This is a genomic window from Synechococcus sp. HJ21-Hayes (assembly GCF_024345835.1).
In the GTDB taxonomy this organism is placed as follows: Bacteria; Cyanobacteriota; Cyanobacteriia; order PCC-6307; family Cyanobiaceae; genus Vulcanococcus.
This window is the reverse complement of the sequence record NZ_JAGQBW010000015.1, coordinates 1-18,539: the sequence shown is the minus strand read 5'-3', so window position 1 is coordinate 18,539 and position 18,539 is coordinate 1. Positions and strand designations below refer to the sequence as shown.

Genomic DNA, 18,539 nt, shown 5'->3' with positions numbered 1-18,539 from the left:
AGGTGGGGGAGGGATCGGCAGGCAATTGGCGAACGCGCGCAGATCAGGGGCGGCGCCACATCAGGCCCTCCTCGGCCATCAGGTTGTCGGCGGCGCCGGGGCCCCAGGTGCCGGCCTCATAGGGGTGGATCGGCAGCTGCCAGGGAGCGTCCTCTATCAGTTCCAGCAGTGGGGTGTACAGACGCCAGGCCGCTTCCACCTCGTCGCTGCGGGTGAACAGGGTGGGATCACCCAGCATGGCGTCAGCCAACAGGCGCACATAGCCCTCGTCCGAGGGCTCGCCGAAGGATTCGTCGTAGCTGAAGTGCATGTCCACCGGCCGGCTGCGCATGCCGGAACCGGGGGCCTTTACCTCAAACACGAATCCGGCCCCCTCATCGGGTTGGATGCGCAGGATCAGCTGGTTGGCGGTGGGGCTGCCGCCGGCCGCATCGAACAGGTGAACTGGCGCTTCGCGGAAGGTGAGCACCACTTCGCTGAGGCGCTTGGGCAGCCTTTTGCCGGTGCGCAGATAGAAGGGCACGCCCTGCCAGCGCCAGTTGTCGATGAACAGCTTCATCGCCACATAGGTTTCGGTGGTGCTGTTGGGATTCACCCCCGGTTCGGCTCGGTAGCCGGTGAGTGGCATCGCCGGACTTCCTCCCTCGCTGTACTGGCCTCGCACGCAGCACTTCCAGGGCTCCTCTTCATTGGCCAGGCGTGAGGCCTGGAGCACCTTGGCCTTTTCGTTGCGGATGGCCTCTGGATCAAAGCGGCCGGGGGCTTCCATGGTGGTGAGCGCCAGCATCTGGGTGAGGTGGTTCTGCACCATGTCCCGCAGGGCACCGGAGCTCTCGTAGTAGCCGGCTCGCTCTTCCACCCCCACCGTTTCCGCGGCCGTGATCTGCACGTTGGCGATGTAGTTGCGGTTCCAGATCGGCTCGAAAATCGTGTTGGCGAAGCGCAACACCAGGATGTTCTGAACCGTTTCTTTGCCGAGGTAGTGGTCGATCCGGAAGATCTGCTGCTCCTGGCCACAGGCCTGCACGATGCGGTTCAGCTGTTCGGCACTGCCGTAGTCGCGGCCGAAGGGCTTCTCGATCACCACGCGGCTGCGGTTGGGATCCTTGAGCAGGCCGGCATTGGCCAGGGTTCGGCAGCCACTGCCGTAGAAGGCGGGCGACACCGAGAGGTAGAAGGTGCGGTTACCGCGGGTGGCCTTGAGGCGGTCGATGGCCTCCAGTCGGGTTCCCAGCCGCTCCACGTCCTGCTGCTGCTGCAGATCCACCGGCTCGTAGAAGAGGCAGGCTGAGAACTGGCTCCAAGCGCTCTGGTGCTGGCTCACCTCCTCACTGAGGGCCTCGGCCATGCGGGAGCGGAACTCCTCATCGCTCCAGGGGCGGCGGGCACAGCCGAGCACGGCGAATTCACTGGGCAGCCGCCGCTGGCGGAACAGCTCGAACAGGGCCGGAATCAGTTTGCGATGGGTGAGGTCGCCGCTGGCCCCGAAGATCACCAGGCACTGGGGTGAGATCACCCGCTCTTGGCGCAGGCCAACGCGCAGGGGGTTGGTGAGGGTGTGGGCCATCTCGATTGCGCGCTTGCCCATGGTTTAACGGTCCTGGCGGGGAAGCGCCTGGGTCGATGGCGTTCTCAAGGCTTTTGTGCGTGATCAGTTAAAAAAGCGCCGTCTGGCAGGCCTCGTGAGCTGCCCATGAAAAAAGCCCGCCGGTGGGGCGGGCCTGGACAGCCTGGATGGGCCATGAGCCAGGGCTCAATAGGTTTCCACGTGCCAGCGTTCGGCCTTCTTGAGCTGGGGACGCAGCTCGGCCCAGTTCAACCCCTTGGCGGCGGCGGCAGCGGTCATCGCCTCGTCGATGCCCGGCTCCATGCCCCGCAGGCCACACATGTACACGTGGGTCTTGGGGTTCTCAATCCAGGAGAAGATCTCGTCAGCGTTCTCGCTGACGCGGTCCTGGATGTACATCCGGCCGCCCTTGGCGTTCTGCTGCTCGCGGCTGATGGCCTTGGTGTAACGGAAGTTGTCGGGGAACTGGCTCTGGTAGTGGTTGAAGTCCGCGTCATAGAGCAGGTTCGCGGTGGTGGGAGAGCCCATGAACAGCCAGGCCTTGCCCTTGAAGTGCCAGCCGTTTGCCTCGCGTTCGGCGGGTTCGAACATGCGGCGCAGGTAGGTGCGCATCGGTGCGATGCCAGTCCCGGTGGCGAACATGATCACGTTCGCGTCCTCATCGGCAGGCAGCAGCATCTCTTTGCCCACGGGGCCGGTGATCTTCACCTTGGCGCCCGGCTCGATGTCGCACAGGAAGGTGGAGCACACCCCGTTGATGGTCTCGCCGTCCTTCTCGTATTGCAGCTGCCGCACGCAGAGCGAAACGGTGTGATCCGCCATGTTGTCGCCGTGGCGGGTGCTGGCGATCGAATAGAGGCGCAGCTTGTGGGGCTTGCCGTTGGCGTCTGTGCCATCGGGAATGATGCCGATGCTCTGGCCTTCCACGTAGTGCAGCTGGGGGTTGCCGCCGGAGAGGTCGAAGGTGATGTGGTTCACCCGGCCGATGGCCCCTTCAGCCAGGAGGCTGTAGTTCTCGGTCACCGTGCCGATGAACGGATCCTTGGGCTTGTAGAGGTTGACGGGAACGTCGGCGTGGGACACGGCGGCTGGTTTCGAGGGGGCGGCTTTGGTGGAGGCTGCAGCAGGGGGTGCGCCGGTGGCGTCCGCAGCTGCGGGGGCGCTGCCTTCTGAGGCGGCATTCACCGACACAATGCGCCCACCGAGCTTGCTGATGGATTGCATCAGCGCTTGCAGGCGGGAGAACGGAACGGAGATGGAGCGCTCAGCACGGCGCGCGCCGGCGGCTCCATAGCCCTGCACCACAACGGTGAACATGCGGGCATCGCTTCGGCTGGAAGTCGCTGTCGAAACACGCATGAACAAGGGCGGCTTGAGAATGCGCGCGATCATAGGGAACTCCCACCGAAAATTTTCTCGGCCGCCTTGGAGCAATCGGAGCTAGGTTTGGCCACCGCAGACCACCGCCCAGCCCTAGTCGTTCCTTGACGCAGCTCTCGGCTCCCAACGGCAACGGTCTGTTGCAGACCCAGGCCCTCACCATGGGCAGTGCCCCTCTGCAGTTGGAGAGCTGTTCCCTGGACACGATCCAGCAGGACATGGAGCGGTTGCCCGGCGGATGCCGCAGGCTTGCGGTTCAGTTGCGGATTGGCCTCGATCCCGATGCGATCTGGGCGGTGCTTACCGACTACGACAATCTCAGCCGCTTCATCCCCAATTTGCAGAGCTCGCGCCAGCTGTGGCGGCGGGACGACGTGGTGGGTCTGGAGCAGGAAGGCGCCCAAACCTTCATGGGGCTCCGCTTCAAGGCCAGGGTTCAGCTGGAGCTCACCGAGCACCGGGAGCAGCAGCGGCTCAGTTTTGTGATGACCAAAGGGGATTTTCGGCGTTTCGAGGGGTCCTGGCAGATCGGCGGCGTCAGCACGGAAGCCACAACCCTGCTCTATGAGCTCACGGTTCAGGGCTGCGTGGGCATGCCGATCGGACTGATTGAGCAACGTTTGCGGGAAGACCTGGCCGCCAACCTGCGGGCTGTGCAGCAGGAAGCCCTGCGTCGCTTCACTCGGGTGGCCAGGGCCTGAGGGCCTACCGTCACCTGACATCCCCCATCCAGGGTTCGCCAGATGGAGCCGTAGCCCTGCGGAGTGATGGCAATAAAAAAGCGGCTGCTGGAGCCGCTCGATTGGTATACCCCCAAGGGGATTCGAACCCCTGTCGCCTCCGTGAAAGGGAGGTGTCCTAGGCCTCTAGACGATGGGGGCTAGGACTCGGACAACAACAAGAGAGAAAGTCTCTCTTGCCTTGCGGGATCTGCCTTTTGGCGTCCCTCTGCCGATGAGAAGAAGTTACGGGCCAGAGCTGCCCTTCGTCAAGACACGCCCTGGCCATCCCACACGGGGACGGTGAAGTGGAAGCAGGCCCCCTCCCCGGGTTCCGAGGCCACCCAGATGCGGCCGCCGTGCACCTCGGTGATGCGGCGGCACACCGAGAGCCCCACCCCAAAGCCCGATGTGGTGGCGGAGGTCTGGGGTAGGCGCACCCGCTCCTGGAAGATCCGCTCCTGCTCATCGCGGGGGATGCCGGGGCCGGAGTCGCAGATGCTCACCTGTAGCCACTGGCTGGTGCGGTGCAGCACCGTGAGGCTCACCATGCCGCCGTCGGGGGTGAACTTGAAGGCGTTCTCCAGGAGGTTCAGCAGCACCTGGCGCATGCGGCGCTGGTCGGCATACACATCCGGCAGGTCGGTGGGGATGTCGGTGATCAGCTCCAGGTCCCGGCCCACCCACAGCTTCTCGAGCTCGAGGATGGCTTCGGCCGCCACGGGGGCCAGGGCCAGGCGTTGCGGGTTGAACAGGGCTTCCCAGCGGGTGGTGCCCACCTCCAGCAGGTCCTTGGAGAGCTGCTCAATGTCGTCGAGCCGGCGGCCGAGCACGTCGCGGAAGCGGGCCTGGTCGATCTGGCCGAGGTTCATGCTCTGCAGCGCCAGTTTGGAGGCGGTGAGCGGGGTGCGCAGCTCGTGGGCCACCATGCGCAACAGCCGTTCCTGCACCCGCAAGCGCTCGATCAGAGTCTCATTTTCCTGGCGCAGCACCAGCACCTGGTCCTCCAGCTGCAGTTCCCGTTGGGTGCGGCTGCCATCGCTCTCCGGAGGGCGCAGGCTCATGCCCAGGCCACTCACCACCTCCACCTGCTGCCAGCGGGGCAGCCAGCTGCGCAGTTGCTGCAGCAGGGTGTTGCCGGCAAACACCTGCTTGGGGGTGGGCTCCAGCTTGATCAGGGCCGGGGTGGCCACCAGCCGGTGCAGTTCCAGCAGTTCGGGCCGCTTGGCGGGGTCAGCCACCTCCAGGGTCACCTCGAAGCCGAAATCCTCACTTTCAAGGAACCCCACCAGCCCGCGCAGGTCGGGGGTGGAGCGGTGATGGGGGGCGGCGATCAGAAGCAGTTTTAGGTGGCGTAGCGGCGGAGGATCCGCAGGGTTCAGCACAGCAGGGCGCGTTGATGCATTCCGCTGGCGAGACGCGCCTGCGGTGCCGGAGGGATTCGGGTCGGCGGGGCTGAGTTCCCCTGCAACGGGCACCGGTGTGGCGAATCCTGAGAAAAGTGTGCTCACCCTATGGTTTTCGGGCAGCTGGTGGTGTCGCCGCTATGACGACTGTGATGAGTCGTTGTTCGAGGGGTTGCTGTGAGCCATCACCATGAATTGGCTACGAGGCCTCACCCTGTGACCGGCGGACCCGCAGTGGGTGGCAGCCGGATCAAATTGGACAACAACCTGAGGCGCTGGTTCAATCGTAATCTGGGTTTGTGGCGCTCCCGCCGCCAGTACTTCTTTCCAGACGACGAAGTGCTGCGGGTGGACATGTTGTTGCGCGTCGAGACCTTTGAGGACTGTGCCGACGCCGAGGTGCGCTATCGCTTCAGCTGGTGGCCCGAGAAGGAGTACGACTTTTTTGAGAAGAAAACCCGCTACGTGCGGGAGGGCACGATGGAAGCTACCCTCTGCGGCCATCAGTTGCGTCGCAGCCGGGGTTACCTCTGTGGATCTCCCACCCGCAGCCAGATCCGCCAAGTGGATGAGCACGAGTTGGTGTTCGAATCCCATTATCTCGAATGGGACATCCTGGAGCACATTCGCCTGGTGGATCAGGACCGTTACCGGGCCCGCTCCATTTATTCCTGGTGCGATGGCAACCTGGAATTGGCGGAGATTCATCACGAGATCAGGCTGGAGGGTGCGGGCACTCCCCTACCGGCAGACGCCTGACGTGGCTCGGTCCGCTGGTTCTGCAGCAGGATTGGGGCTCATTGCCCGTTCTGCGCGTGCGCAAGACCGCCGGCCGTTTCGGCCTCCTGCTTCTTCCCCTGGCCCTGCTGCTGGCTCCGGCTGCTGCATGGGCAGGTCCCGCCACGGAGGCGGACATGAGCCTCTACACCCGCATTTCGGCCTTGAATGTCTGCATCTCCCGTGCCGCTGGGATCGAGTTTGATAAGTCGGTGGCCGTGGCCGGCGAAACCCTGGCCCAGGTGATTCAGGGTCAGCACGATGGTGTGATCCAGCAGGTGGGCCCCAAGCCCCTCAGCCTGGATGAATTGCGCAAGGGGTCGATTAACTCGGCCGTGCTTGGGGCCGTGGAGGTGTGCCCCAAGGACGTTCCTGCCGATGTGCTCAAGAAGGTGCAGGACGTGCTCAAGAGCCGCACTGGCCAGGCCCAACCGGCTCCCGCTGGCCAGCCTGGCGCCAAGCCGGCTGCAGGCTCCAAGCCGCCGGCGAAGTAGCCGCACGGCCAGTTGCAGTTGGTCGCAGGTTGGGCTGAAGCCTGTAGGGACTGCGTGGTGCTGCGGGGCTTTTCTAGCGAAAGGCCCCCAGGGCCTTCCTCACTCCTCCAGCTGTCATGACCTCGCTGCGTTATTTGCCGGCCCTTCTGGTGGCCCCCCTGCTGGCCTTGCCTGTGGGGGCCTATCCCCGTGCTGTGGGGGTAGCCCCCTACGAGCGGGCGCCCAATCCCTGGGCCTATGGCGATACCTACAGCGATGGCAGCGATGGGCCCCCGCTTCCCCCACCGGTGTCCCGGGCTCCCTACGGCAGAACCCCCTCCCCCGCCCAACCCCTCAGCCTCGAGCAGCTGGCTCAGCGCTGCAACACAGGCCGGCTGGTGGGCGGCTTGATGGGTGGGGGCCTCGGCTACGCCCTGTCCCGCCAGGATGGACGGGCATGGGCGATCCCCCTCGGGGCGCTGCTGGGCTCCCAGGTGGGCTGCAGCACCGCCGCCGGTCGGGGGCCCGTTCCCTGGTGATCTCTTCTCCTTCCCATGGCCACCGTTCGCCTTGCTGACTACCGCCCGGCCCCCTGCCTGATTGAACGCACGGATCTGCGCGTTCAACTGTTCGCAGACCACAGCCTGGTGGAGGCGGAGCTGGCCTTCACGCCCAATCCGGCCGGCGAGCCCGGCCCCCTTGAGCTGCGGGGGGAGGAGCTGGAGTTGCTGGACCTGGCCCTCGATGGCGAGGCTCTGCCTGGGGCGGCCTATCGCCTCGAGTCGGGTCGACTGGTGCTGCTGCACCCCCCGGCCAGGCCCTTCCAGCTGCGCTCACGGGTGCGCATCCACCCGGAAACCAATACCACCCTCGAAGGCCTCTATGTGAGTGGGGGCCTGTTCACCACCCAGTGTGAGGCCGAGGGCTTCCGCCGCATCACCTTCCATCCGGATCGCCCCGATCTGCTCAGCCGCTTCCGGGTGCGGATTGAGGCGGATCGGGAGAGTTGCCCCGTGCTCCTCTCCAACGGCAACTGCCTGGAAACCGGCGAGCTGCCCGGTGATCCCTCCCGCCACTACGCCATCTGGGACGATCCCTTCCCCAAGCCCTCCTACCTGTTTGCCCTGGTGGCGGGGCGGCTGGATGAGGTGCGGGAGGTGTTCACCACCCGTAGCGGCCGCGATGTGCAGTTGCGGATTCACGTGGAGCCGGGCGATCTGCCCTTTACCGCCCATGCCATGGCCTCGCTGAAACGCTCGATGGCCTGGGATGAGGAGGTGTATGGCTTGGAATACGACCTCGATGAGTTCAATATTGTGGCGGTGCGCCATTTCAATATGGGCGCGATGGAGAACAAGAGCCTCAATATCTTCAACTCCAAGCTAGTGCTCGCTGATGCTGCCACTGCCACCGATGCCGAGCTGGAGCGGATTGAGAGTGTGATTGCCCATGAGTATTTCCATAACTGGACCGGCAACCGCATCACCTGCCGCGACTGGTTCCAGCTCTCGCTCAAGGAGGGCCTCACGGTGTTCCGGGATGCCTGCTTCACCGCCGATCTGCATTCGGCTGCCGTGAAACGGATTGAGGATGTGTCGCTGCTGCGCAATACCCAGTTCCGTGAGGATGCCGGCCCCACAGCCCATCCGATTCAGCCGGATCACTACCAGGCGATCGACAACTTCTACACCACCACGATCTATGAAAAGGGTGCCGAGGTGATCCGCTGTCTCCACACCCTGCTGGGGGAGGAGACGTTCATGCGCGGCATGGCTCTCTATGTGAGCCGTCACGATGGCACCGCCGCCACCTGCAACGAGTTTGTGCAGGCCATGGAGGACGCCGCCCAGCAGTCCGGCCAGCCCCGCTTCGACTTCCAGCAGTTCCGGCGTTGGTACGGGCAGGCCGGCACCCCCAGCCTGGCGATTCAGCGCCACTGGGATGGTGAGGCCGGCAGCCTCAGCCTCCAGGTGCGCCAGAGCACCCCGGCCACCCCGGGCCAGCCCCATAAGGATCCGCTGGTGATTCCCCTGGCCATGGGCCTGGTGGGTCAGGGCGGTGATCCTTTGCCGCTGCGCCTTGCGGGGGAGGGGGAAGCGGAGGCGGCTGCCGCGGTGCTGGCACCGTCCTGGGGGCAGGGCAGCCGGTTGCTGGTGATGGACCAGCCAGAGCAGAGCTTCCACTTCGTGGGCCTCGAGCCCCATAGCCATCCGCCGGCCCTCTCGCTGCTGCGTGGTTTCTCGGCGCCGGTGAAGCTGGAGCTGGAGCGCTCCGGCAGTGAGTTGCTGCATCTGCTCGCCTGCGACAGCGACCCCTTTGCCCGTTGGGATGCGGGCCAGACGCTGCTGCGCCAGGCGGTGCTGGAGCGAGCGGCGGGGCAGCCCAACGATGAATTGGAAGAGGGGCTGGTGGCGGCCTTTGAGCGCATCCTGCTGGAGGTGGGGCTCTGTGATGCCAACCGCAGTGCGCTGCTCGCTCTGCCGGGGTTGCCGGAGTTGGAGGACGCCGCCCTGGCGCTGAGCGGCTTGGCGGACCCCCCGGCCCTGTTTCAGGCCTTACTCGATCTGCAGGCCCGCTTCGGCCGCGAGCTGGAGCAGCCGCTGCATCAGAACCTGCATCGCTGCCGGCAGCAGTGGGGGCTCGCCTGGCCCCAGGGCAACGGTGATCGCCAACTCACCGGCACGATCTGGGCCTGGCGGGTGGCGGCTGGCGATCAGCTCCTGCGCGCCGAGGCCGCTGACGCGGTGATGGGTCCTTCGATGACCCTGGCGCGGGCGGGGCTGCGGGCCTTGCAGTGCCACAACACCCCTGAGCGCGCCGCCGCCATGGCCGCGTTCCACGATCGCTGGCAGCACAAGCCGGTGATCCTGGATGCCTGGTTTGGCCTGGAGGCCGCAGCTCCCTTTGGCGATGGGGTGGCCCGGGTGCGGCTGCTGATGGAGCATCCCCGCTTTGATCCCGCGGCACCGAATTCCCTGCGGGCGGTGCTGGGTGGCCTGGCCGGCAACGTGCCCGTGTTCCATGCCCTCGATGGCTCGGGCTATCGCTTCATGGCCGAGCAGATCGCTGCGGTGGACCAGCGCAATCCCATCACCGCCTCCCGCATGGCCAAGGTGTTTAGCCGGTGGCAGAGCTATGGCCCCGAGCGCAGCCTGCGCCTGCGCGAGGCCCTAGAGCAGTTGGCGCTCGCACCGCTCTCGCCCAACACCGCCGAGGTGGTGGGCCAATGCCTGGCCTAGCGCTGGCTGCTGGAGCGGGGGAAGGGATCGGGGAACAGGCTGTTGTGCAGTTGGCGCAACCCCGCCTTGCGGGCCTCGCCACCTTCAGGGCCGGCATGCAGGCCCCACAGCCCTTCCCAATAGAAGTAGATGACGCCGTGGTTGCGGTCTGCCGCCAGGCGCACCTTCTGATTCAGGGTGGGGATTGGGGTGGTGCGTCCGCCGAAGCCCGAGAGGATGCCGATCTCCACGGGGATGCCCCAGCTGCTGGCCTTCACTAGGGCGGGCTGTTGCAGATCCTTGGCGAACCCCTGCACGGAGTAGGCGTAGTTCTGCACCACCAGCTCCTCGATCAAGCCGCCCAGGGCCCAGATCTCCCAGTCCTGCAGCCAGTGGTTGTAGGCGAAGCGAAAGGGCCCGGGTGAGAGGCTCACATAGGGGCTGCTCTGGCCCTTTTGCTTGAGGGTGTTGCGCAGCTCCCGCAGCAGGCCACTGAGCTGGTGGCGCCGCCAGGTCATCCAGGCGCGATCGGTGTGGTTGTTAGGGGGATCGCTGCCCTTCTCCTGGCGATAGAGGGCGCGGGTGTAAGGGTCGTAGCCCAGTTCCACGGGCCAGGCGAAGTGGTCGTCGAGCTGGATGCCGTCCACGCTGCAGCGCTGCACGATCTCGCCGATCAGGCCGATGAAGCGCTGGCGTACGCCGGGATGGGCCGGGTTGAGCCACACCATGGCCTTGCCATGCATGATCAAGTCGGTGCTGCCGTCGCGTTTCTGCAGAACCCACTCGGGGTTCTGGCGTACCACGGCCGCCTCGGCGGGCTCCATCAGCCCGTACTCGAACCAGGGGATCACCTTGAGCCCCCGGCGATGGGCCGCCTGGGTCATGCGGCAGATGGGATCGAAGCCCGGGTTGGCCTTCGCTAGGGCCGGCTCCATTGGTGCCCAGCGGCTGCGATGGAACGTGGTGCCGCGGCTCCACACGTTGGGATAGAGGGTATTGAAGCCGGCAGCCGCCAAGTCCGCCACGGCCTGATCAATGCGCGCCGGCTCGTAATAGAGGGGGCTGGGGCTGTTGGTGAGCCAAACCCCCACCCGCCGCTGAGTGGCTCGAGCCTCTAGGGCGCCAAAGGTCTGCAGCCCCGTTGTCACGAGCGCCGTGAGCAGGGCTGGTAGGGCCCGTTTCAGGCGCGTGGAGAGGCGAAAGGGATGGGTCTGGGCCGGTTCAGGCGCGGAGCCCTTCAACGGAACATCGAGCTCACGGAGCTCTCCTCGTGGATGCGCCAGATGGCTTCGCCAAGCATGTTGGCCACGGACAACACCTGCAGTTGGGGGAAGCGGCGATCGTCGGTGAGGGGGATCGAATTGGTCACGATTACCTCCTCAAACAGCCCCTGTTCGGAGAGGCGCTCCACCGCCGGAGGTGAGAACACGGCATGGGTGGCGCAGGCCAGCACGCGGGTGGCGCCGCGCTGACGCAGCAGCCGGGCACCGGCACAGATGGTGCCGCCGGTGTCGATCATGTCGTCGATCAGGATCGCCGTTTTGCCGGCCACATCACCGATCACCGTGAGGCTCTCGGCCACGTTGTGACCGGAGCGGCGCTTGTCGATGATCGCTAGAGGGGCATCGTTCATCTTCTTGGCGAAGGCGCGGGCCCGGGCCACACCGCCCACATCGGGAGACACCACCACCACGTCGCCGAAGTCGCGGCCTGCCAGGTAATCCACCAGCACGGGTGAGCCGTAGATGTGGTCGCAGGGAATGTCGAAATAGCCCTGAATCTGGGCGGAGTGCAGGTCCATGGCCAGCACCCGGTCCACGCCACTCTTGGCCAGCAGGTTGGCCACCAGCTTGGCGGTGATCGACTCGCGCCCCGCGGTCTTGCGGTCGGCGCGGGCATAGCCGTAGTAAGGGATCACGGCGGTGATCTGGCGTGCCGAGGCCCGCTTACAGGCGTCCACCATGATCAGCAGCTCCATCAGGTGGTCGTTCACCGGAGCGCAGGTGGGCTGAATCAGGAATACGTCGCAGCCGCGGATCGATTCCTGAATCTGGATGTAGAGCTCGCCGTCGGCGAAGCGCTTGATCACCCGTGGGCCATCGGGCACGCCCAGGTAGGCGCCGATTTCCCGGGCCAGAACCTGGTTGGCGGTGCCGCTGAACAGCCGCAGCCTGCGGGTGTCGTGGGGCAGGCTCGCCTGTTCCACCCGTTCTGCGGTCAGGAAACTGGTCACGGCGGCCGCTGGCGTGATCGGTTGAGACCCGATCGTAGAAGCCACTCGGTTCCCAGGCTGCAAATCACCATGAAGAGTTCCCAGCACTGGCCAGGACCCGGGCTTGTTTTGGTGGCCCCCGCAGGCGTGTTAGCTGCTGCTGACCAGGCCCTGGCCCAGCTGTTGCAGCTGGAGTGTCTGCCGCCCCTTCAGGATCCCCGGGCCGATCCCGCCACCGCCCTGGCGGCCTTGGCCCAGCGGCCTGGCCCAGCGGCCTGGTTGCAGCCCCTGGGGCTTGATCCCGGGGCCTGGTTGGGCTCTGGCGGTGGTTGGGCCGATGCCCTCGGGGCCTGGCGCCAGCCCACGTTGCTGGTGGTGTCGGGAGCGGCCGCCGGCTCCGGCCCTGCGGCTGCCTACCGGGCCTTGCTGGCCATGGCCGGGGTGCCGTTGGTGGGCCTGGTGCAGTGGGGTGGTGCGTGGCAGCCTGGCGAGCGGCGCTCTGATGGATTGCCCTGGCTGGGTTGGCTACCCCTGGCGGATGGCGAGGCCGATCAGGCAGATCTAGCGGCCCTGCGCCACCACTGCCTGGTGCGCTGGCAGGCCCTGGCGGAGCCAGGCGCGCTTCAGTTGGGCCAGGGCTGATCTCGGGCCTCAGGGGCGAGTTGGCGCAGGGAATCTCCCGGCTTGACAGGGGGCTTCAGGGGCAGGCTGCGGAAGCGCACGGGTTCGCTCTGCTGCAGGGCCGCCGCTAGCAGGCTCAGCACCTCACCCTGGCTGAGGTTCGTGTCCACCTGGTTCTGGAGCTTGTTGATCAGGTTGGGCAGCTGCTGTAGCTGTTGCGGGTGGCCCATCTGCTTGAGCAGGCTCTCCACGGCCAGCTGTTGCCGCTCGCGCCGCCCCTCTTCCCCGCGCTCCTCATCACGGAAGCGCAACAGCTGTTCCAGCTGTTGCCCCCCCAGCCATTGCAAGCCGCCATCCAGCTTGATCGTGAGCTTCTGGGCCTTGTCGGTGTAGTTCATGGTGCGGTCGGGGGCGATTTCCACCCGGCCCAGGTCGTCCACCAGGGTGCGCAGGGCACCGCGGGGCAGCACCAGGTAGCGCTGGGGTTGGCCCTGTGGCAAGCCCACCAGCGCGGCCACCGCGCCCGCCACCAAGGCCGGGCCGCCGCGGCGGTAGAGGCTGCCCAGGGCCACAGGCTTCTGATCACCTGGCAGCTGCACGGCGGTCTCGATGGGGAGGGTCAGCACCTGCACAGGCCCCTGCGGGTTCACCCTTACCAGCAGCAGGGCATCGCTGTTGGCCTGGCCCAGTGGTGCCGCGTCGTTGCGCACCGTGCCAGGGCGATCGCCATCGGAGCCGATCAGCAGCACGGTGATGGCCTGGCTTGGCACTTCCGCCAGGGCCTTGGCAGTGGGAATGTCCTCTGGCTTGGCGGCCCGATCCGCTTCGGGCCACAGGAGGTTCACGGTTCCCATGCCGGCGGCTACCCCGAGGCCGGCAGCCAGCAGGCGCAGGGCGAGGCGCCGACGGGAGCCACGTGGGGTCTTGGGCCTTGCCCCTTTGGGGACCATGGCGCGCCAGTGGAAAATCGACCCACTTTGACGCAGCTGTTTGCATTTTGCCCTGGGTAGGCCGTCGAGGCCGATAGGTTGATGCATCCGGATTGGCCTGCAGGCCCACCCCGTTGACTTCCGCCCCCTCTCCCCAGCTCGCTCCCCACGAGCGCGCCCAGCCTCTGGCCAAGGGCAGCACCTACCCCGCCAAGGATCTGTGCAGCCAGTGCGGCTTGTGCGATAGCCGCTGGGTGGCTTATGTGAAGGATGCATGCGCCTTCCTTCACCAGCGTTTCGAGGCGATGGAAACGGCGGCCCATGGCCGCAGCCGCAACCTCGACAACGAGGACGAGCTCTATTTCGGCGTGCAGCAGCGCATGTTCAGCGCACGCCTGGCTCAGCCCATCGAGGGGGCCCAGTGGACAGGCATCGTGAGCCGCCTTGGCGTGCGGGCCCTGGAAACGGGCTTGGTGGACGCGGTGCTGTGCGTTGGGCAGAGCGAGCATGACCGCTTCACGCCGGTGCCCGTACTGGCCCGCACGCCGGAGCAGGTGCTGGCGGCACGGGTGAACAAGCCCACGCTCTCGCCGAATCTGGAGGTGCTGGAGCAGTTGCCCGGCAGTGGCATCAAGCGCCTGCTGGCCATCGGCGTGGGCTGTCAGATCCAGGCCCTGCGGGCCGTGCAGTCCACCCTGCCCCTTGAGCAGCTCTATGTGCTGGGGCTCCCCTGCGTGGACAACGTGAGCCGCGACGGACTGCAGACCTTTCTCGAGAGCACCGTGAGCTCCCCGGACACGGTGGTGCACTACGAGTTCATGCAGGATTTCCGCATCCACTTCCGCCACAGCGACGGCCGCGAGGAAACAGTGCCCTTCTTCGGGCTCGACACCCCCAGGCTCAAGGACGTGTTTGCGTCCAGCTGCCTCAGTTGCTTCGACTACACCAACGCCGGAGCCGATCTGGTGGTGGGCTACATGGGGGCCACTTTCGGGCGCCAATGGATCACTGTGCGGAACCCCAGGGGCCAGGAGCTGCTGGATCTGGTGGAGGCGGAGCTCGATGTGGCCCCGGTGATGAGTCGTGGCGATCGTAAGGCTGCCGTGCAGCAGGGCATTGAGGCCTACGACAAAGCGCTCAAGCTGCCCATGTGGCTGGCTGAGTTGATTGGTGTGTTCGTGCAGCGCTTCGGCCCCAAGGGGCTCGAGTACGGCCGCTTCTCGATCGACTCCCACTTCACCCGCAACGCCCTGTGGCTGCGCCGCAACCATCCGGCCAAGGCCGAAGCCCAGATCCCTGCCTTTGCCAAGAAAATTATCAGCCGCTATCGGTTGCCCAAAATTTGACCAGCCCTGCCCGCCGCTGCGGCGTTCTCCTGCATCCCACCGCCCTGCCGGGCACGCCCGGTTCCGGCAGTTTTGGCGCTGCCGCCGAGGAGTGGATTGATGCCCTGGCGCGGCAGGGCATCCACGTGTGGCAGCTGCTGCCCCTGGCGCCGCCGGATGGCACGGGCTCGCCCTACAGCTCCCCCAGTGGGTTCGCCCTGAACCCCTGGTTCTTGGATAGTGAGCGGCTGGTGGCTGATGGCCTGCTCGAAGCGGGCGATCTGGACGCTCTGCCCCGCGATGGAGTCAGCGATCGCCTGGATCTCAACCTGGCCAACCGTCGGGCCGAGGTGCTGGGTGCGCTTCTGTTGCAGCGCTGGCCCTCCCGTGGCACCGCGTGGCACGAGGCCTTCGAGCACTGGCGCGGCCAGCAGGACTGGCTGTTGGATCACTGCCGCTTCATGGTGTTGCGCCGTCTGCATGGCCAGACCCCCTGGTGGCAATGGCCGGCCCCGCTGGTGCGCCGCAGCCGCCGTGCCCTGGCGGCTCTCGACCGCGATCAGGCCGATGGGCTGCTGCAGGAAGCCCTGGTGCAGTGGCAACTTCAGCTGCAGTGGCAGCGCCTGATGGACCGGGCCCGCAGCCATGGTGTGCAGCTGGTGGGGGATCTTCCCTTTTATGTGGCCCACGACAGCGCCGATGTCTGGAGCCATCGCCGCCTCTTTTCCGTGCGCGCCTCCGGTTCTCTGGTGACCCAGAGCGGCGTTCCGCCCGACTATTTCGCCGCCACCGGCCAGCTGTGGGGCACCCCCGTGTACCGCTGGGCCCTGCACAGAGTCACCCGCTTCCGCTGGTGGGTGCGGCGTCTCCAGCGCCAGCTCGAGCTCTACGACCTGCTGCGCCTCGACCACTTCCGCGCCCTGGAGGCGGCCTGGTTGGTGCCTGGCACAGACCCCACAGCCGAGCATGGCGTCTGGCACCGCTCCCCGGGCCGGGCGCTGCTGGAGCGCCTGCACCGCCGCCTGGCGGGCGGCCACCTCCCCATGATTGCGGAAGATCTCGGCGTGATCACCGCTGGGGTGGAAGCCCTGCGGGATCACTACGCCCTGCCGGGCATGAAGATCCTGCAATTCGCCTTCGACGGCTCAACGGACAACCCCTACCTGCCGGAGAACTATCGCGGCAGCAACTGGGTGGTGTACACCGGCACCCATGACAACGCCACCTGCATTGGCTGGTGGCAGTCCCTCGGCGACCACGAGCGCCGCCGGGTGGAAGAACAGCTGGGCATGGCCGTGCATTCCCCCGGCTGGCAGCTGCTGGAGTTGGCCCTGCAGTCGTCGGCTGATCTGGCGGTGGTGCCCCTGCAGGATCTGCTCAACCTGGGCGATGAGGCCCGCTTCAACACCCCTGGCACCGCCAGCGGCAACTGGCAGTGGCGGCTGCATCGTTCGATCGCCTCGCTGGATGGGGCCCTGCAGGGCCTTGGGGAGATGGCCAGGCGCTACGGCCGCTGAACAGCCGGCTGCCGCGGCTGCGGCAGCCTGAACTGCCCCGGTTGCTGGGCCAAAGGCTGCAAGGGAACGCCGTTCCAGGTCACCTCACCGGCCTTGGGGGCTGGCTCGAGTTGCAGGCTGAGCGGCGCCTGGAGTTGAAGCACGAGCTCGCCGCTGGCCCCCTGCAGGTTGGTACGTTGGCCGCCCTCGCTGCTGAGTTGCAGGCGGCTGGGCTGGCTGAGGTTCAGGCTGAGGATGCCGCTGCTGCTGGAGGCCTGGGTTCGGCCCCGTTGCAGTTGTTGCACGGCCAGGCCCCGACTGACCTGCTGTAGCGGGCGCAGTTCCGGGTAGGCCCCCAGCAGGCTGGTGCCGGGCGCGGCGGGTTTGACCTGTTCCGTAGGAGGGAGCGGCGGGATCGGCCGCAGGCTGAGCAGATTGGCCGCGGCCAGCTGTTGCTGTTGCAGGTTCACCCCGTAGATCAGCGCCAGGGTCAGGCCGCCGTAGAGCACGGTGCCCTGCCAGGTGCTGAATACGTCGATTGATCCCGGCGTGAAGCGTTGCAGCAGACCGACCCTGCAGCTCCCGTTTGGTCCACCGTTCGCTTGTTGGGGAGGTAGGGCTACATCCAGGCTGCCCTTCGGCAGCTCCAGGCGCTGCTCGATCAGGGGCAGCATCGTGCGTAGGTAGGCCCCCTCTGGCAGCCGATCACGCCAACCCCGCTCGAGGGCTTCGAGCACGGGGGTGCTGATTCGGGTCTCGAGGGCCAGCTGGCGCAGGTTCAGGCCCCGGGCGTCGCGCTCCTGCCTGATCAGACGTCCCACCTGCAGTAGGGGATCCTCCGCTGCGGGTGCGCCGTTGGCCGCAGGGGGCATCGCTTGTTTACCCCGCTGCAGCCAGCGCCCCAGGCGATTGGAGAGGGGGAGCTTGGTGGCGAGCCGTGGCATCAACCCCTGGGTTCCTTGTAACCCCATTCTCGAGGATCAACCCGCCGCCAGCGCCCTTCCGGCAGCTCGCCCAGCTCCAGGGGGCCGATGCCGATGCGCTGGAGGTCGCGCACCCGGTGCCCCAGGAGTTCAGCCGTGCGCCGGATCTGGCGATTTCTGCCCTCGCTCATCACCAATTCCAGCAGGGTCTGGCCCCGCTCGCGCCCGAGGCGCCGCACCTGCACCGGCTGGCTCGGTTGCCCCTCTAGGGGCACGCCCCGACTCCAGCGATCGAGGCTGGACTGGCTTGGATCGCCCTCCACCCAGACCCGGTAGGTCTTGCTGTGTTGGTAGCGGGGATGGGTGAGGCGCAGGGTCAGGCTGCCGTCGTTGGTGAGCAGCAGGGCACCACGGCTTTCAAAATCCAGGCGCCCCACAGGGTGCACCCCCTGGCTACGGGCGAGGTCCGTGGGCAGTAAGTCGAGCACCGTGGGGCGACCCTCCGGATCGTGGCAGCTGCAGACCACCCCGGTGGGCTTGTTGAGCAGCACCACCACGGGGACGGCGGCGGCGGCGATGGGGTGGCCATCGAGGCAGATGCGATCGCGATCTGGATCGGCCCGATCCCCAAGGCCCGCCGGTGCTCCATTCACCTGAATCCGGCCGGCGCGCAGCAGATCTTCGGCGCGGCGCCGGGAGCAGAGGCCTGCCGCGGCCAGGACTTTTTGCAGCCGTTCGGTGGCCATGGTGGTGGGTATGCCTGTTGGCCGTTTGCCAATTCTGCCGAAGCCGGTTTCCCCGCCAGGGCAGCCCAAAAAGGGTGATAGTTTTACGAAACATTTGGGTTTCGTAACTCCGCGACGCCATGCCATCCCTGCCCGTCATCACGAGCCAGGCCGCTGCCGGCACTGATCTGGTGCGCTCCTATCTGCGGGATATCGGCCGCGTGCCGCTGCTCTCCCACGAGCAGGAGATCACCTTGGGCCGCCAGGTGCAGGAGCTGATGGCGATCGAGGAGATCCGAGAGGAACTCAGGCTGCGGGCCGGTGATCAGGACCCCACGGAAGCCGAGCTGGCCCAGGCCGCCGGACTCACCCTGCCCCTGCTGAAAAAGCGGGTCAATGCCGGGCGTCGCGCCAAGGAGCGGATGGTGGCAGCGAACCTGCGGCTGGTGGTGAGCGTGGCGAAGAAGTACACCAAGCGGAACATGGAGCTGCTGGATCTGATCCAGGAGGGCACCATCGGCCTGGTGCGGGGCGTGGAGAAGTTCGACCCCACCCGGGGTTACAAGTTCTCCACCTATGCCTACTGGTGGATTCGCCAGGGGATCACCCGGGCGATCGCCGAGAAGAGCCGCACGATCCGGCTGCCGATCCACATCACCGAAACGCTGAACAAGCTCAAAAAAGGCCAGCGGGAACTGAGCCAGGATCTGGGCCGCACCCCCACAATCACGGAACTGGCGGAGGCGGTGGATCTGCCGGAGGAGGAGG

At 66.4% G+C, this 18,539-nt stretch carries 17 protein-coding genes and 1 tRNA gene; 9 read left to right on the top strand and 9 right to left on the bottom strand.

Translation table 11 applies throughout. The annotated features are described in order from the left end of the window. Positions 1–43: 43 nt before the first annotated feature. Both zwf and KBZ14_RS11840 read right to left on the bottom strand, forming a co-directional pair. Complete coding sequence (zwf, locus tag KBZ14_RS11845; RefSeq protein ID WP_255118601.1) at positions 44–1,567, bottom strand: glucose-6-phosphate dehydrogenase; 1,524 nt, start codon at positions 1,565–1,567, stop codon at positions 44–46. 186 nt (positions 1,568–1,753) lie between these two features. After that, on the bottom strand, positions 1,754–2,926 hold the full coding sequence (locus tag KBZ14_RS11840; protein ID WP_255118539.1) for a rod-capping linker protein CpcD domain-containing protein: 1,173 nt from the start codon (positions 2,924–2,926) through the stop codon (positions 1,754–1,756). Positions 2,927–3,108: 182 nt separating this feature from the next. Here KBZ14_RS11840 and KBZ14_RS11835 point away from each other — a divergent pair, with 182 nt between their 5' ends. Beyond that, the gene (locus tag KBZ14_RS11835) at positions 3,109–3,648 is read left to right on the top strand and encodes an SRPBCC family protein (RefSeq protein WP_255118599.1); all 540 of its coding nucleotides are present in this window, start codon (positions 3,109–3,111) and stop codon (positions 3,646–3,648) included. Positions 3,649–3,755: 107 nt separating this feature from the next. Here KBZ14_RS11835 and KBZ14_RS11830 read toward each other — a convergent pair. Both KBZ14_RS11830 and KBZ14_RS11825 read right to left on the bottom strand, forming a co-directional pair. Beyond that, a tRNA-Glu gene (locus KBZ14_RS11830) sits at positions 3,756–3,828 on the bottom strand. A 107-nt stretch (positions 3,829–3,935) separates the two neighbouring features. Then, a complete protein-coding gene (locus KBZ14_RS11825; protein ID WP_255118598.1) occupies positions 3,936–5,048 on the bottom strand; it encodes a histidine kinase in 1,113 nt (370 codons plus the stop codon). Between the two features lie 240 nt (positions 5,049–5,288). Here KBZ14_RS11825 and KBZ14_RS11820 point away from each other — a divergent pair, with 240 nt between their 5' ends. The 4 genes from KBZ14_RS11820 (at position 5,289) to pepN (ending at position 9,561) form a co-directional block, all read left to right on the top strand. After that, entirely contained in the window at positions 5,289–5,831 is a 543-nt protein-coding gene (locus KBZ14_RS11820; RefSeq protein WP_399211076.1) for a hypothetical protein, read from the top strand. A 41-nt stretch (positions 5,832–5,872) separates the two neighbouring features. Next, a complete protein-coding gene (locus tag KBZ14_RS11815; RefSeq protein ID WP_255118537.1) occupies positions 5,873–6,343 on the top strand; it encodes a DUF8650 domain-containing protein in 471 nt (156 codons plus the stop codon). A gap of 116 nt (positions 6,344–6,459) precedes the next feature. Continuing rightward, positions 6,460–6,861, top strand: coding sequence for a glycine zipper 2TM domain-containing protein (locus KBZ14_RS11810; RefSeq protein ID WP_255118536.1), 402 nt, complete (start codon positions 6,460–6,462; stop codon positions 6,859–6,861). A gap of 15 nt (positions 6,862–6,876) precedes the next feature. Next, on the top strand, positions 6,877–9,561 hold the full coding sequence (pepN, locus tag KBZ14_RS11805) for an aminopeptidase N (protein ID WP_255118535.1): 2,685 nt from the start codon (positions 6,877–6,879) through the stop codon (positions 9,559–9,561). Here the strand turns inward: pepN and KBZ14_RS11800 are convergent. Both KBZ14_RS11800 and KBZ14_RS11795 read right to left on the bottom strand, forming a co-directional pair. Further along, entirely contained in the window at positions 9,558–10,781 is a 1,224-nt protein-coding gene (locus KBZ14_RS11800) for a glycoside hydrolase family 10-like protein (RefSeq protein WP_255118534.1), read from the bottom strand. The genes pepN and KBZ14_RS11800 overlap by 4 nt on opposite strands. Next, a complete protein-coding gene (locus KBZ14_RS11795; RefSeq protein ID WP_255118533.1) occupies positions 10,778–11,773 on the bottom strand; it encodes a ribose-phosphate pyrophosphokinase in 996 nt (331 codons plus the stop codon). The genes KBZ14_RS11800 and KBZ14_RS11795 overlap by 4 nt, the downstream gene beginning before the upstream one ends. 126 nt (positions 11,774–11,899) lie before the next feature. Between KBZ14_RS11795 and KBZ14_RS11790 the strand changes: the two genes are divergently transcribed. Then, positions 11,900–12,394, top strand: a complete 495-nt coding sequence (locus KBZ14_RS11790; protein ID WP_255118532.1) for a hypothetical protein — start codon at positions 11,900–11,902, stop codon at positions 12,392–12,394. Here KBZ14_RS11790 and KBZ14_RS11785 read toward each other — a convergent pair. After that, the gene (locus KBZ14_RS11785) at positions 12,376–13,323 is read right to left on the bottom strand and encodes an LCP family protein (protein ID WP_255118531.1); all 948 of its coding nucleotides are present in this window, start codon (positions 13,321–13,323) and stop codon (positions 12,376–12,378) included. The two genes, KBZ14_RS11790 and KBZ14_RS11785, sit on opposite strands and share 19 nt — an antisense overlap. 113 nt (positions 13,324–13,436) lie before the next feature. Between KBZ14_RS11785 and KBZ14_RS11780 the strand changes: the two genes are divergently transcribed. Beyond that, positions 13,437–14,648, top strand: a complete 1,212-nt coding sequence (locus tag KBZ14_RS11780; protein ID WP_255118530.1) for a Coenzyme F420 hydrogenase/dehydrogenase, beta subunit C-terminal domain — start codon at positions 13,437–13,439, stop codon at positions 14,646–14,648. Continuing rightward, positions 14,645–16,144, top strand: coding sequence for a 4-alpha-glucanotransferase (gene malQ, locus KBZ14_RS11775; protein ID WP_255118529.1), 1,500 nt, complete (start codon positions 14,645–14,647; stop codon positions 16,142–16,144). The genes KBZ14_RS11780 and malQ overlap by 4 nt, the downstream gene beginning before the upstream one ends. Here malQ and KBZ14_RS11770 read toward each other — a convergent pair. Both KBZ14_RS11770 and KBZ14_RS11765 read right to left on the bottom strand, forming a co-directional pair. Next, positions 16,132–17,067 carry a helix-turn-helix domain-containing protein gene (locus tag KBZ14_RS11770; protein ID WP_255118528.1) on the bottom strand — a complete coding sequence of 312 codons (936 nt, stop codon included), beginning with the start codon at positions 17,065–17,067 and terminating at the stop codon, positions 16,132–16,134. The genes malQ and KBZ14_RS11770 overlap by 13 nt on opposite strands. Beyond that, positions 17,067–17,792 carry a pseudouridine synthase gene (locus KBZ14_RS11765; protein ID WP_255118527.1) on the bottom strand — a complete coding sequence of 242 codons (726 nt, stop codon included), beginning with the start codon at positions 17,790–17,792 and terminating at the stop codon, positions 17,067–17,069. The genes KBZ14_RS11770 and KBZ14_RS11765 overlap by 1 nt, the downstream gene beginning before the upstream one ends. A 119-nt stretch (positions 17,793–17,911) precedes the next feature. Here KBZ14_RS11765 and KBZ14_RS11760 point away from each other — a divergent pair. Then, positions 17,912–18,539 (top strand): sigma-70 family RNA polymerase sigma factor (locus KBZ14_RS11760; RefSeq protein WP_255118526.1); only part of this gene is annotated, 628 nt, incomplete at its 3' end.

Coding starts and splice junctions, on each gene's coding strand:
- pepN (WP_255118535.1), top strand. CDS start 6,877: ATGGCCACCGTTCGCCTTGCTGACTACCGCCCGGCCCCCTGCCTGATT.
- KBZ14_RS11785 (WP_255118531.1), bottom strand. CDS start 13,323: ATGGTCCCCAAAGGGGCAAGGCCCAAGACCCCACGTGGCTCCCGTCGG.
- KBZ14_RS11835 (WP_255118599.1), top strand. CDS start 3,109: ATGGGCAGTGCCCCTCTGCAGTTGGAGAGCTGTTCCCTGGACACGATC.
- KBZ14_RS11770 (WP_255118528.1), bottom strand. CDS start 17,067: ATGCCACGGCTCGCCACCAAGCTCCCCCTCTCCAATCGCCTGGGGCGC.
- zwf (WP_255118601.1), bottom strand. CDS start 1,567: ATGGCCCACACCCTCACCAACCCCCTGCGCGTTGGCCTGCGCCAAGAG.
- KBZ14_RS11810 (WP_255118536.1), top strand. CDS start 6,460: ATGACCTCGCTGCGTTATTTGCCGGCCCTTCTGGTGGCCCCCCTGCTG.
- KBZ14_RS11765 (WP_255118527.1), bottom strand. CDS start 17,792: ATGGCCACCGAACGGCTGCAAAAAGTCCTGGCCGCGGCAGGCCTCTGC.
- KBZ14_RS11840 (WP_255118539.1), bottom strand. CDS start 2,926: ATGCGTGTTTCGACAGCGACTTCCAGCCGAAGCGATGCCCGCATGTTC.